Origin of the sequence: Roseateles microcysteis (assembly GCF_036880965.1) — a bacterium.
Classification (GTDB): domain Bacteria; phylum Pseudomonadota; class Gammaproteobacteria; order Burkholderiales; family Burkholderiaceae_C; genus JAUASW01.
In genome coordinates this window covers 572,252-585,810 of sequence record NZ_JBAJMV010000003.1, presented here as the reverse complement: position 1 = coordinate 585,810, position 13,559 = coordinate 572,252, and the positions used below count along the sequence as shown (strand labels likewise).

9 protein-coding genes are annotated in these 13,559 nt (G+C 61.7%); 2 read left to right on the top strand and 7 right to left on the bottom strand.

Annotated elements, in window-relative coordinates:
• Positions 1–10: 10 nt before the first annotated feature.
• The 7 genes from V3596_RS11635 to dnaA form a co-directional block, all read right to left on the bottom strand.
• On the bottom strand, positions 11–895 hold the full coding sequence (locus V3596_RS11635) for a restriction endonuclease (protein WP_334277905.1): 885 nt from the start codon (positions 893–895) through the stop codon (positions 11–13).
• Positions 896–897: 2 nt separating this feature from the next.
• Complete coding sequence (locus V3596_RS11630; RefSeq protein ID WP_334277981.1) at positions 898–2,640, bottom strand: restriction endonuclease subunit S; 1,743 nt, start codon at positions 2,638–2,640, stop codon at positions 898–900.
• The gene (locus V3596_RS11625; RefSeq protein ID WP_334277904.1) at positions 2,640–4,109 is read right to left on the bottom strand and encodes a type I restriction-modification system subunit M; all 1,470 of its coding nucleotides are present in this window, start codon (positions 4,107–4,109) and stop codon (positions 2,640–2,642) included. Before V3596_RS11625 ends, V3596_RS11630 begins: the two co-directional genes overlap by 1 nt.
• A 37-nt stretch (positions 4,110–4,146) precedes the next feature.
• Entirely contained in the window at positions 4,147–6,591 is a 2,445-nt protein-coding gene (gene hsdR / locus V3596_RS11620) for an EcoAI/FtnUII family type I restriction enzme subunit R (protein ID WP_334277903.1), read from the bottom strand.
• Between the two features lie 514 nt (positions 6,592–7,105).
• Positions 7,106–9,658 (bottom strand): DNA topoisomerase (ATP-hydrolyzing) subunit B, encoded by a 2,553-nt coding sequence (gene gyrB, locus V3596_RS11615; RefSeq protein WP_334277902.1) that lies wholly within the window; start codon positions 9,656–9,658, stop codon positions 7,106–7,108.
• Positions 9,659–9,764: 106 nt separating this feature from the next.
• On the bottom strand, positions 9,765–10,889 hold the full coding sequence (dnaN, locus tag V3596_RS11610; protein WP_334277901.1) for a DNA polymerase III subunit beta: 1,125 nt from the start codon (positions 10,887–10,889) through the stop codon (positions 9,765–9,767).
• A gap of 148 nt (positions 10,890–11,037) precedes the next feature.
• The gene (dnaA, locus tag V3596_RS11605; protein WP_334277900.1) at positions 11,038–12,510 is read right to left on the bottom strand and encodes a chromosomal replication initiator protein DnaA; all 1,473 of its coding nucleotides are present in this window, start codon (positions 12,508–12,510) and stop codon (positions 11,038–11,040) included.
• Positions 12,511–12,897: 387 nt separating this feature from the next.
• Between dnaA and rpmH the strand changes: the two genes are divergently transcribed.
• Entirely contained in the window at positions 12,898–13,032 is a 135-nt protein-coding gene (gene rpmH, locus V3596_RS11600) for a 50S ribosomal protein L34 (protein ID WP_054021782.1), read from the top strand.
• Positions 13,033–13,049: 17 nt separating this feature from the next.
• The gene (locus V3596_RS11595; RefSeq protein ID WP_334277899.1) at positions 13,050–13,553 is read left to right on the top strand and encodes a ribonuclease P protein component; all 504 of its coding nucleotides are present in this window, start codon (positions 13,050–13,052) and stop codon (positions 13,551–13,553) included.
• Positions 13,554–13,559 lie beyond the last annotated feature (6 nt).

Here is a 13,559-nt window from a genome sequence, read left to right as displayed (position 1 = left end):
CGACTCGCATTCATTTGGTGAAGATGTCGCGGACGCGAACAAAAGGCGCCCCGGTCTCGGCTGCGCGACGGACCTTGGCGGACAACACCACGTTCAGTGGCAGCTCCCGCTCAAGGCACTCGAAGATGTCTAGCCCGTCCATGCATATGATTCGTTTGCCACGGCCGAAGGCGGCCAGGCCCTCGTCGGTGAAGCCACTGTCGCTGACAAATAGGCCGCGGGTCCACGCGGCCTTCTGCTCAAGCTTTCCTTGAAAGGTATGCAGTTCTGCGACCCCGATTCGTTGGGCGTGCCACTTGGCCTCGACGAGATAGATCTCGTTCTCGAGCTGGAAGCTGCCGTCGATCTGTTCGCCCCGCAGGCTGAAGGGCTCTCGCGCAGCCATTCCGAAGGCGTTGAACAGCTTCTTCAGAAATGTTTCGTAGCCATAGCCTCTGGCCTGAGGAGTCAATTGCGCTAGAGCCAGAAGGTCTGTCTTCAGGGCCGCAAACTTGGGCTTATCGGTCGCTGGCGGTGGAGTGTGAGATGGTTGGCCGGCGGGCGCGTGTCCAGACAGCTTGTTGATCAGCTGCAGCAATCGTCCCTCAGCGTTTTCGACAGTCTCTGGCTTGCGGGTGCGGATTCGTACCGCCTCCCGATACTCCCAAAGCGCTTTCAAGGCTTGAAGGACAACAGCTTTGTTTGCCGTCTGGAGGAAGCATCTCAGGCGTTTTGCCTTAGAGCTTCCGTTTCGCGCATAGACAGGGTCATCGATGTCGATATTTAGTTCTTCGGCGAAGAAGATTGCAAACGTCCTGTCTGAGAAATCGAGGACGTATCCTCCGCCCATATCAAACACGTCATCGAGGAATAGCATGTCAGTGCTGCGAATCTGAGGCGCGCTCGGAAACTGCATGCTCAGGCCTCATTCACCAAAGCTTCAGCTAGGCCTTCTTGCGAGCGTCGGCCAGCTACCAGTTTCTGACGCAGATCAGCGCAGAGCTGACGAATCTCGGTCACTCGTGTGACGATACGGAATTGCTCTGCCAGAGGCGGCAATGGCACTCGTATGCTCTTCAACTTAGTTCCGTTGTAGTTCGCTTGACCGGTCTGCTGTGTGAGGTCGGGTTCGATCTCGTTTGTCCGGCAATCCCGTGTGTTCATGTAAATGTTGATGTACTCGGGGCTGCACAGTCCTGCCATCAGCCGTATGCGGATGAGGTATGAGGCGAACGTCACATCGCGCGAATGGCCTTCAAACAATGCCGTCTTACCGACCAGTTCAAAGCTGTTGGTTCGGTTGAACAGCAAGTCACCTCGGCGAAGAAGGAGCGCCGGTAGCTCAGCCTCTTGGTCCACCAGGAATTTCAGATTGCGCATCAAGACCTTGCCGCCCTGAACGTTCCCCATTCGCAGAATCGGAACAGCACTGCTGTCTTCGCCCGCCTTCTGTGAGGAGCCATAGTCGAACGATTCACCAAGGCTGCCAAGTCGAACCCAAGCCCACCCGCGAGGCAAGCCGAACGGCTGCTCTTCTTCTGCAATCGATACAAGCGGCTTGTCTCGCTTGATCTTCCGTTCGGCAATCAACCGATCCTTCTCGTCCCGGATGTTTGTCAGCAGCACGCTAGCCGGCTCGTCCTTAGGGTCTTGCGGGACAAGCAAGCCGCGCACGGCCAGTTGCAGGATGGTTTGCTCCAGCGCGTCCACGGCTTCGGGGCGATCGAGCAACAGGTCGAAGTGGGCAGCGACACGCTGCCAGTTGGCCGCCAGTTCGTCGGCGTTGCGGCTGTCGGTGAGCGTGCGCAGCAGCGTGTTCACCAGTTGGCTGTGCTGCGCTGCGCACAGCATGCCCTTGGCTTCGAGCTCATCGCACAGGCGCATCAGTTCTTCGACGCGGGCGACGATGCGGCCTTGTTCGGCGAGCGGCGGAAGTGAAACGACAACCTCTGCGAAGTCCTTACCTGAAATTTCCTTGAATGTTGTGCCGGATGCTCCCGCGTCAATTTCAGGAGCGAGATATTTGAGGTGCCAGTACAGGTACTCGCTCATTCCTTGCGCATATGGGACGCAAGACTTGAAGCCTTGATTTGTCGCGAGCGGGCTAGCAGCAACCGCGACGTAGCCGATCGGTGCACGGCTTGAAAAAAGGACCGTCCCAGCCGGCATCAATTGTGAAGATGACGCGGCCAACCCTTCGGGACTTATGTCTCGACGTCCCCGTGAAATGAACATCTCTCGGCGGTTATAGAGATCCGCTGGAGTCAGCCATGCAATGCCATTCTCAGCCCAGTACTCCGGCATATCCGATTTCGGCGTACCACCACCGACTATGCGCCCCAAACTACCTAACCGCGCCCTCGCCCAACTTTCAGGCAGATCAGATGACACCTCTTCGGCTGAAACTCCGGGCAGTGACTGGTCCTTCTTGATTCTGCGTTCGGCGATAAGGCGCGCGCGCTCAGCGCTGATCTGTTGCAGCAGCACACTTGCCGGCTCATCGCGCACATCCTGCGCCACCAGCCTCCCCTGCACCGCCAGGGTCAGGATCAACTCCCGCAGCCGCGCAACCCCGGCTGGCGCCTTCGCCAGCACATCGAAAGCGCGCACCAGCCCCGGCTGCCCGGCCTGCTTCTTGCCTTGTTGCGCCCGCATCAGCATCACGCCCGCCCTTCCAGCGATTCCGCCAAGATGCTCTTGAGCTGATCGCGCAACGCCTGTGCCTCGCTCTGCAGCCGCGCATAGTCGCGCAGCAGCGCGTCCGGGTTATGGCTGACCACGTCCGCCGCATGCGGGTTCTTCTGGTCGAGGTTGTAGTTGGCGGCCTTGATCTGCTCGATGCTGACCTTCCAGGCACGTTCGTTCTCCACGCGGGCGGCAAAGCCGTCGGACTCTTTGCCCCACCACGCCTTCTCTGCCTCGAACTCCTCGATGCGGATGGGCTTGGTCTTGTTGTAGTTCTTCGCGCCCTCTGGATAGGGGTGCTCGTAGTACCAGATGGCTTCGGTTGGCTTACCCTTGGCGAAGAACAAGAGGTTGGTCTTGATTCCTGTGTAGGGCGCGAACACGCCGTTGGGCAGGCGCACGATGGTGTGCAGATTGCACTCCTCCAGCAACTGCTGCTTGATGCGGGTCTTCACGCCTTCGCCGAACAGGGTGCCGTCGGGCAGCACGAGGGCGGCACGGCCCTGTTTTTTCAGGATGTGCTTGATCAGCACCAGGAACAGGTCGGCGGTTTCCTTGGTGCGCACATCGGCGGGGAAGCCCTGCTCGATGCCGGGCTCCTCGATGCCGCCAAAGGGCGGGTTGGTCAGCACCACGTCCACTCGCTCGGCCGGGCCGTAGTCGCGCAGCGGGCGGGCCAGGGTGTTGTCGTGCAGGATCTGGCTGGGCACCTCGATGCCGTGCAGCATCAGATTTGTGACGCACAGCATGTGCGGCAGCTGCTTTTTCTCGACACCGCCGACGCTGGTCTGCAGCAGGGCTTGGTCGTCGGCATTCTTCACCTGCCTCCGCAGATGCTCGATGGTGCAGACAAGGAAGCCGCCGGTGCCGGTGGCCGGGTCCAGGATCTTCTCGCCCAGGCGCGGGTTGACCATATCCACCATGAACTGGGTGACGGCGCGTGGCGTGTAGAACTCGCCGGCATTGCCGGCGCTTTGCAGGTCGCGCAGGATCTTCTCGTACAGATCGTTGAATTGGTGCCGCTCGGCCTGGCGGTTGAAGTCGATGCCGGCCAGCTTGTTGATGACCTGACGCAGCAGCTGGCCACTCTTCATGTAGTTGTAGGCGTCCTCGAACACGCCGCGCACCACATAGCCCCGCGGGTTGCGCTGCGGGTCGGCCGGCAGGTTCTTCAGCGTCAGGAACAGCTCGTTGTCGACAAAGCTCAGCAGCTCGTCGCCGGTCATGCCCTCAGGATCGGCGGCCCAGTTGCGCCAGCGCATCGGCTCGGGGATGGGACTCTTGTAGCCATCGCGGGTCAGCTCCAGCTCTTCCTCCAGCGCGTCAAAAACCTTCAAGAAGAGCAGCCAGGTCAGCTGCGAGATGCGCTGGGCATCACCGTCCACGCCGGCGTCCTGGCGCATGATGTCTTGGATGGATTTAATGACGGGCGATAGATTGGACATGGGGATAGGGGAAACAGGATTCGGGTGACTGTGGCCGTCAGGCCAGGGTGGGCGCGTAAATCTCGCGCTCCAGCGTGTTCAGGGCTTGCAGGTATTGCGGGCGACCGCCGAAGCTCTTGATCAGCTCCACCGGGCTGCCCAAATCAGACAGGGGCTGCAGGCGCAGCACTTCATTGCTTTCTATGGTGGCGATGCCTTCGTCGGCGTACTTGTCCAGCAGTGCGTCCAGCACCTTGCGGGCCACCGGGCCGTACTCGGTGAAGACATTGCGCTGTTTGACGCGGCGGGCACGCTCGCGGCGCGTCAGCGGTGGCTGGTCGTAAGCGACGTGGAGCAGCAGATCGAACGCGTCCAGATCTTTGTGGCCCACTTCGTCAGCCAAGGCATCGAAGAAGACGCCTTGGGCCTCTAGTTCTTCTAGCAGCGCGGCCTTACGGTCGACGCCGTTCCAGGTCTGAAGAAACTGGTCCAGTGAGTCGAAGCGCTTGGCCAGATTTATGCGGGTGTAGTCGCGCAGGCTCTCGGTGACGAGCTTGCCTTCGGCATTCAGATATTGCACGCGTTCGCGGGCAACTGCCACATGGACGATTCCACCCAGCACGTACCTCCGGGGCTCGCCCGGCGGCGGATCGGCAATCGTGCCGCCGGGGCCGCTCGGCGGATCACCCGGTAGGCCACCGGGCTCGTCGCCGCCAGGATCGTCTGGCGGAGCAACCGGATCTTGGGGGCGGGGCACATAGATCTGTACTGGCTCGCCGTCAAAGTCCTTGTCGGCAAACAGCTCGGTGGCGCGCTTGAAATCCAGGATGGTGAACCAGCTCTTGCCCAGGTCCTCACGCAGACGGGTACCTCGTCCGATGATCTGCTTGAACAGAGTCATGGACTTGATGTTCTGGTCAAGCACTATCAACTTACACGTCTGGGCGTCAACGCCGGTGCTCATCAGTTTGGAGGTGGTAGCGATCACCGGATAGATCTTCTCGGGGTCGATGAAGTTGTCCAGCTCGCGCTTGCCTTCCTGGTTGTCGCCTGTGATCTGCACTACGTACTTTGGATGGGTGGCGCAGAGATCAGCATTCGCGTTGCTCAGGGCCTGGCGCATGCGTGTCGCGTGATCGATGTCTTCGCAGAAGACAATGGTCTTGGCATAGCGGTCGGTGGACTTCAGGTATTCGGTGATCTTCGCGGCCACTACTTCATCGCGCCGCTCAAGCACGAGCTTGCGGTTCATGTCAGCGGCTGTGTAAATGCGGTCCTCAATGACATTGCCGAACTTGTCGGTCATGCCCTCGGTGGGGCGCCAGCCGAAGGTGTCCTTGTCCAGATCAACGCGAATCACCTTGTAGGGAGCGAGATAACCGTCTTCGATACCCTGCTTGAGGCTGTAGGTGTAGATCGGCTCGCCGAAGTAGTCGGTGTTTGAAACGTCCTCTGTTTCCTTGGGTGTGGCAGTGAGGCCAACCTGGGTGGCTGATTCAAAATAGTTGAGGATTTCGCGCCAAGCCGAGTCCTCCGAGGCGCTGCCTCGATGGCACTCATCCACCACAATGAGATCGAAGAAGTCGGGCGAGAACTGCTTGTAGATGTTTCGCTCTTCCTCGGCTCCAGTGACGGCCTGGTAGAGCGAAAGGTAGATCTCGTAGCTCTTGTCCACCTGCTTGGTGGTCTTGTTGACGGCAACGTCGACCTCTTCGACGGTGACCTGACCTTGGGCGTCGACGCGCTCAACACCTTTTGCGTTGGGGCTGAGCTTGGCCATCGCGCCCTTGAACGGGCGGAAGTCGTTGACCATGGTCTGGTCGATCAGGATGTTGCGGTCGGCGAGAAACAGAATGCGCTTCTTGGCACCGCTTTTCCACAGACGCCAAATGATTTGAAATGCGGTGTAGGTCTTGCCGGTGCCGGTAGCCATGACCAGCAGAACGCGGCTTTGCCCGCCTGCAATAGCCTCCACAGCACGGTTGATGGCGTTCAGCTGGTAGTAGCGAGGTGTCTTGCTTGGCGCATAGTCGTATTCAGCGACTTGGCGTTGCTCAGGCGTCCAGCCTTTCCATGCGCAGTACTTCGCCCACAGTGCATCGGGCGATGGGAATTCGTCGAGCGTGAGATTGCGCTCGAGCACCCCATCAGACAAGGTGGCATCTCGGAATACAAATCCGTCGCCGTTGCTGGAGAAGCTAAAGGGAACGTCCAGCAACTCGGAGTAGTTGATGGCTTGGGGCATGCCAGCGCCCATGGCATGGTTGTTGTCCTTGGCCTCGACAGTCGCGAGCGGGATATTGACCTTGTAGAACAAGGCATAGTCAGCTCGCAGGACTGTGCTGGCTTCCCTTTTGGCCTTGCGCCCTCTAACGACAACACGACCTGCGCGAAGGGGATATTCGCGGTAGATCTGCTCCATCCCGTTCCAACCTGCCTTCTCCATCGCCGGTCGGATGAACTTGTCGCAGATGTCGCTTTCTGACAGGTTGCCTTTATTCATCGCTCTCCCTTGGCTCGTGTCGAAAATCGAACGGGTCGTGTTCTATTTGGCTGATGTGGGCTGCTTGATCGCCATATTGTCCACGACACACTCCGCCAATCTACGCGACTGTCAGGCGCAGACCTTGGTTTCTACGCAGGAACCCACCGGTGCATGCTCTGCAGGATCGATGAATCCTTGCGCTGCTCAATTGCTCCCGGCATTTGCAGTCGTTGACGTTCCCGTGATGCCCACATGAAAAAGCCCGGCGTTGCCGGGCTCTTGATTGCATCTGTGGCGGTAGTTGTTCACTTACTTGTCTCAGATTGCACGAGCTTTTCATCCGACACGGGGCGTCAGCCCCCAGTAGGTCTCTCAAACTTCATGATGCTCGATGCATGCGGCGCATCCAAGCGAACACCGCTGATGTTCAGCATCGGAGCGCTTGAGGCCAGTCGCATAAACTTGCGTTGGTCAGTCGCAGGACTGTGGCGCGAGTCGCAATTAACTCGGCGCCCTACGGCAATGACCTAGCTCAAACGTCGATATTCCCCGCCCTCAACGCATTCGTCTCGATGAAGTCCCGACGCGGCTCCACCTCGTCGCCCATCAGCATCGTGAACACCCGATCCGCCTCGATGGCGTCGTCGATCTGCACGCGCAGGAGGCGGCGGACGTTGGGGTCCATCGTGGTTTCCCACAGCTGCTCGGGGTTCATCTCGCCCAGGCCCTTGTAGCGCTGGCGATTGACGGCGTTCTCGGCCAGCTGCATCAGCCAGTCCATGGCGCTGCGGAAATCGCTGACCTTGGCTTCCTTGGCCTTCTCGCCCTCGCCCTTGCGGACGCTGGCGTTCTCGCCGATCAGGCCCTTGAAGGTGAGGCCGGCCTGGGCCAGCGCCTCGTAATCGGCGCCATGCACGAAGTCGGCATTGATGATGGAGGAGCGTGTGTTGCCGTGGTGCTTGCGGCTGATGCGCAGGAACAGCTTGTCGGTACGCGGGTCGTACTCGGCGCTCACTTCGGCATCGTGCAGCGCGGCCTGCATCGCCGCGGCGGCGGCATCAGCCGTTTCCTTGGTGTCGAGGTTGATCGCAAGGCCGTTCGAGAGCACACGCAGCGCCTCGAAGTCCATCCAGTTGGACAGGCGGCTGATCACGCTTTCGGCCAGCACGTATTGGCGGGCCAGCGTCTCGAAGGTCTCGCCGCTCAGCACCGCATCGCCGATGCCGGTGTGCAGATGTGCATCCTGCAGCGCCACCTTCAGGAGGAAGGCGTCGAGGTCGTGCGCGTCCTTCAGGTATTGCTCGTGCTTGCCGACCTTGACCTTGTACAGCGGCGGCTGCGCAATGTAGATGTGGCCGCGCTCCACCAGCTCGGGCATCTGGCGGTAGAAGAACGTCAGCAGCAGGGTGCGGATGTGGGCGCCGTCAACGTCGGCGTCGGTCATGATGATGATGCGGTGGTAGCGCAGCTTGTCCGGGTTGAAATCGTCGCCACCGGCGCCGCGGCCGATGCCGGTCCCGAGGGCCGTGATCAGCGTCAGGATTTCGTTAGACGTCAGGAGCTTCTCGTAGCGGGCCTTCTCGACGTTCAGGATCTTGCCGCGCAGCGGCAGGATGGCCTGGAACTTGCGGTCGCGGCCCTGCTTGGCGGAGCCACCGGCGGAGTCACCCTCCACGATGTAAATCTCGCACATCGCCGGGTCTTTTTCCTGGCAATCGGCCAGTTTGCCCGGCAGGCCCAGGCCGTCGAGCACGCCCTTGCGGCGGGTCATTTCGCGGGCCTTGCGCGCGGCTTCGCGGGCGCGGGCGGCGTCGAGAATCTTGCCGCAGATGATCTTGGCGTCGACCGGGTTCTCCAGCAGCCAGTCGTTCAGCTTGCTGGCCACGATCTCTTCCACCGGGCCGCGCACTTCGCTGGAAACCAGCTTGTCCTTGGTCTGGCTGGAGAACTTGGGCTCAGGCACCTTCACCGACACCACGCAGGCCAGGCCTTCGCGCATGTCGTCGCCGGCCACTTCGACCTTGGCCTTCTTGGCCAGGTCGTTGTCGGTGATGTACTTGTTCAGCACGCGGGTCATCGCGGCGCGCAAACCCGTCAAGTGCGTGCCACCATCGCGCTGCGGGATGTTGTTGGTGAAGCAGAGGACGTTCTCGTTGAAGCCGTCGTTCCACTGCATCGACACTTCCACGCCGATGTTCGTGCCCTGGTCGGACATCTTGTCGCCCTGGGCGTGGAAGATGTTCGGGTGCAGCGTGGTCTTGCCCTTGTTGATGAACTCGACGAAGCCGCGCACGCCGCCGGCGTAGGCGAAGTTGTCTTCCTTGTTGTTGCGCTCATCGACCAGGCGGATCTTCACGCCGTTGTTCAGGAACGAGAGCTCGCGCAGGCGCTTGGCCAGGATGTCGTAGTGGAAGTCGTTGTTCTGCTGGAAGATCTCGGTGTCCGGCAGGAAGTGGACCTCGGTGCCGCGCTTGTCGGTTTCGCCGACGATGCGCATCGGGCTGGTCTCGACGCCATCGACGATCTCGATCAGGCGGTCTTGCGGGATGCCCTGCTTGAAGTCGAGCTGGTGGATCTTGCCATCGCGGCGCACGGTCAGGCGCAGCGTCTTGGACAGGCCGTTCACGCAGGACACGCCCACGCCGTGCAGGCCGCCCGAGACCTTGTAGCTGTTCTGGTTGAACTTGCCGCCGGCGTGCAGCTCGGTCAGCGCGATCTCGGCCGCCGAGCGCTTGGGCTCGTGCTTGTCGTCCATCTTCACGCCGGTGGGGATGCCGCGGCCGTTGTCGATGACGGAGACCGAGTTGTCGGAATGGATGGTGACGATGATGTCGTCGCAATGGCCGGCCAGCGATTCGTCGATGGAGTTGTCCACCACTTCGAACACCAGGTGGTGCAGGCCGGTGCCGTCGGAGGTGTCGCCGATGTACATGCCCGGGCGCTTGCGCACCGCTTCCAGGCCTTCCAGGATCTGGATCGAATCTGCGCCATAGACGGCGCCCGAAGAGGCTTCCGCGCTGACGGCAGCCTGCTGCTTGTCGGTCAGGCCATCGGGGTTTTGTTCGTTGCTGGGCACATCACTCATCGGGGACTCTCTCTCACTCGCGGGGGGCTTCAAGGCCGCCCTTTAAAAGCACTGAAGCGGGCTGGATGTGAATCCTCGCCCGCTGCATCTATTCAGGTCTGCGTTGTCAGATCCGCATCGGCATCACGACGTACTTGAAGCCGGTCTGCTCGGGGATGGTGATCAGCGCGCTGGAGGCGCTGTCGTTCAGGTCGATGTTGACCATGTCCTGACCCATATTGGCCAGCGCATCCATCAGGTAGGTCACGTTGAAGCCGGTCTCGATCAGGTCGCCGCCGTAGTCGATCTCGATCTCTTCCTTGGCCTCTTCCTGCTCGGCATTGCTGGAGGCAATCGACAAGAGGCCCGGCTCGAAGGACAGGCGCACGGCCTTGAACTTCTCGCTGGTCAGGATGGCGGCGCGCTGCAGGCTGGACAGCAGGGTGGCGCGGCCCAGCGTGACGCGGAACTTGTGGTTCTTCGGGATCACGCGGTTGTAGTCGGGGAACTTGCCCTCGACCAGCTTGGTCACGAACTCCATGCCGCTGAAGCTGAACTTGGCCTGGTTGCCGGCGAAGCGCATCTCGATGGGTTGGTCATCGGAACCGTCCTTGCCACCGTCCTTCAAAAGGCGCATCAGCTCCAGCACCGTCTTGCGCGGAAGGATGACTTCCTGCTTGGGGATGTCGGTTTCCAGCGTGGCCTGAGCCAGGGCCAGGCGGTGGCCGTCGGTGGCCACCAGCGTCAGGCTCTTGCCTTCGGCGACGAAGAGGATGCCGTTCAGGTAGTAGCGGATGTCGTGCACCGCCATCGAGAAGTGCACCTGGTTGATCAGGGCCTTCAGCGTCTTCTGCGGCACGGCGAACACCGGGCCGAAGTCAGCGGCTTCCTGCACCAGCGGGAAGTCGTCGGACGGCAGGGTCTGCAGCGTGAAGCGGCTCTTGCCACCTTGCAGGGTCAGCTTGTTCTGGTTGCTGGTCAGCGAGACGACCTGGTCGGCCGGCATGGAGCGAAGGATGTCGATCAGCTTGCGGGCACCGACCGTGGTCGAGAAGTTGCCGGCATCGCCACCCAGCTCGGCCGTGGTGCGCACCTGGATCTCGAGGTCGCTGGTGGTCAGCTCGATCTGCGAGCCGGTCTTGCGGATCAGCACGTTGGCCAGGACGGGCAGGGTGTGGCGGCGCTCGACGATGCCGGAAACGGCTTGCAAGGCACCAAGCACCTGGTCCTGGGCGGCTTTCAACACAATCATGTCAACCTCTCTCCACTTGTTCGGCATGGGCCGCGGCGGCAGGTCATTCCCACTATGACCAACGCGCGCGCGAGCGACAGCGCGCATTGTCGCCCAGGAATCGGGTTGTTCCCGAGGGTGGAAACCAGAGGGCTGCGCCGGGGGGGGGCTAGCCTTTCAGCGTCTGCTCAAGCACATGCAGCTGCTGGTTCAGCTCGGTGTTCTTCTGGCGCTCGCCGCCGATCTTGCGCACGGCGTGCAGCACGGTCGTGTGGTCGCGGCCGCCAAACAGCTCGCCGATCTCGGGCAGGCTCTTCTGGGTCAGTTCCTTGGCCAGGTACATGGCAATCTGGCGCGGCCTGGCGATGCTGGCCGGACGCTTCTTGCTGTACATGTCGGCGATCTTGATCTTGTAGAAATCGGCCACCGTCTTCTGGATGTTCTCGACCGAGATCTGCCGGTTCTGGATCGACAGCAGGTCCTTCAGCGCCTCGCGGGCCAGCTGGATGTTGATTTCCTTGTGCGAGAAGCGGCTGTAGGCCAGCACCTTGCGCAGCGCGCCTTCGAGCTCGCGCACATTGGCGCGCACGTTCTTGGCAATGAAGAAGGCCACGTCTTCGGGCATCGGCGTTTGCTCCGCCTCGGCCTTCTTGATCAGGATGGCCACCCGCATTTCCAGCTCGGGCGGCTCGATGGCCACCGTCAGGCCGGCGTCGAAGCGGCTCGTGAGGCGCTCGTCGATGTCCACCAGGCCCTTCGGATAGGTGTCCGAGGTCATGATGATGTGGGCGCGCTTGGCCAGGAGCGCCTCGAAGGCGTTGAAGAACTCTTCCTGCGTGCGGTCCTTGCCGGCGAAGAACTGCACATCGTCAATCAGCAGCAGGTCCAGCGAGTGGTACTTGGCCTTCAGCTCGTCGAAGGTCTTGCGCTGGTAGTTCTTCACCACGTCGGAGATGAACTGCTCGGCGTGCAGGTACAGGACCCGCGCATCCGGCTTGTCGCGCAGCAGCGCGTTGCCCACGGCGTGGATCAAGTGCGTCTTGCCCAGGCCCACGCCGCCATAGATGAACAGCGGGTTGTACATGGCACCGGGCGCGCCGGCCACATGCAGGGCGGCGGTGCGGGCCATCTGGTTGGCACGGCCGGGCACCAGGGTGTCGAAGGTCAGGGCCGGGTTGATGCGGTGGCGTGTGGCGCTCGGTGCCGGCGTGGCGGGCTCGGCCGGCAGGCTGGCGACGCCATGGCCGTTGGCGTGGCCATTCGAATAGCCCGACGCGGGCTCATGCGTCTTGGCCGTCACCGGCCGCAAGCCGTTGTGCAGCACCTGGCCGAGGGCGACCGGCTGGTTGGCCGGCAGGGCAGGGCGGGCCACGCCCGTATCGCGCGCGGCCAGGGCCAGCTCCAGGCGGGCGGGCTTGCCGGCCAGTTCGGTGAGGATGGATTCGATGCGACCCGCGTACTGGTTGCGGATCCAGTCCAGCTTGAAGCGGTTGGGCACGCGCAGCGAGACGACGATGGCGTCTGCGCCGCCCGCATCCTGCACCTCGGCCTCCGGCAAAGGCCGGATCCAGGTGTTGAATTGCTGTTCGGGCAGCTCAGCGGCCAGGCGTTCACAGCCGCGCTGCCAGAGGTCTAGGCTCATTGTGGAAAACTTGTTCTTGAGCGGCCGGATTGTACGGATTCGAAGTCGGCCAGACCGGGGTTATCCACAGATTTTTTTAGAGGGTCAAGCCCTTGAAATCCCCACCCGTGCGAACCCTCGCATTGACCATGCTTGCAAACTTTGGTGTAATCGCGGGTTTTCCAGGACGCCGGACGGATTTGCGTGGGCGCGTGGTTGATCTGGGCGGCTTCTCACTGCACGATTGCATGAGGGGTCACGCAGGACCAGCCACCTCTAAGCGCCCGTGACAGCTACCCAGATGGGGCTTCTCAATGATTGAGAACCCTTGAGTGATTGGGCGTCCCTTATCCACCGAGCGTCCGCAGGACGTCCCCCAGGGCCTGAAAGCCCGCCAGAGGTTGCAAAATGAAGCGTACTTACCAAGCATCGAAGACCCGTCGCGCCCGTACCCACGGTTTCCTGGTCCGCATGAAGACCCGCGGCGGCCGTGCCGTCATCGCTGCGCGCCGCGCCAAGGGCCGCAAGCGCCTGGCTGTCTGAGTCCAAAGGACCGACAGATGATCGGCCGGATCGTGCGATCGGCCGACTTTGAGCGCGTGCTGGGCACCCCCAGCCGCGTTCGCAGCAGCCACTTCGCCGTCCACCATGTGGTGGCGGAGCCGAGCTTGCCAGCACGGCGCTTATCCACAGCAGATGCTGAGTTATCAACAGCTGCTGCACCGGCTGCCCACACCCCTGTGGACGAAAAGCCGGTCGAAGGCTGCTGGCTGGGTACGGTCGTACCCAAGCGTCACGCCCGCCGGGCGGTGACCCGCAACCTGTTCAAGCGTCAGATCCGAGCGATCTTCGAAAACGGTGCACCCTCCTTGCCTCCGGGCCTGTGGGTGGTGCGCCTGCGCGCGCCTTTCGATCGCAAGCAGTTCGTCAGCGCATCGTCTGATGCCTTGAGAACCGCCGCCCGTGCCGAGCTGGCACAGCTGGTCGGCCGCGTGGCCAAGCGCCAGGGCGGGCAGGCCAGCCAAGTTGGCAACAGTGCACCGAACAGTGCCGCTCCGGCCTGAGCCGAC

What these genes read in the sequence shown, in the direction of transcription:
- dnaA (WP_334277900.1), bottom strand. Translation starts at nt 12,510, where the DNA reads ATGAGCCTAGACCTCTGGCAGCGCGGCTGTGAACGCCTGGCCGCTGAG.
- V3596_RS11595 (WP_334277899.1), top strand. Translation starts at nt 13,050, where the DNA reads ATGATCGGCCGGATCGTGCGATCGGCCGACTTTGAGCGCGTGCTGGGC.
- gyrB (WP_334277902.1), bottom strand. Translation starts at nt 9,658, where the DNA reads ATGAGTGATGTGCCCAGCAACGAACAAAACCCCGATGGCCTGACCGAC.
- V3596_RS11635 (WP_334277905.1), bottom strand. Translation starts at nt 895, where the DNA reads ATGCAGTTTCCGAGCGCGCCTCAGATTCGCAGCACTGACATGCTATTC.
- dnaN (WP_334277901.1), bottom strand. Translation starts at nt 10,889, where the DNA reads ATGATTGTGTTGAAAGCCGCCCAGGACCAGGTGCTTGGTGCCTTGCAA.
- V3596_RS11625 (WP_334277904.1), bottom strand. Translation starts at nt 4,109, where the DNA reads ATGTCCAATCTATCGCCCGTCATTAAATCCATCCAAGACATCATGCGC.
- V3596_RS11630 (WP_334277981.1), bottom strand. Translation starts at nt 2,640, where the DNA reads ATGCTGATGCGGGCGCAACAAGGCAAGAAGCAGGCCGGGCAGCCGGGG.
- hsdR (WP_334277903.1), bottom strand. Translation starts at nt 6,591, where the DNA reads ATGAATAAAGGCAACCTGTCAGAAAGCGACATCTGCGACAAGTTCATC.
- rpmH (WP_054021782.1), top strand. Translation starts at nt 12,898, where the DNA reads ATGAAGCGTACTTACCAAGCATCGAAGACCCGTCGCGCCCGTACCCAC.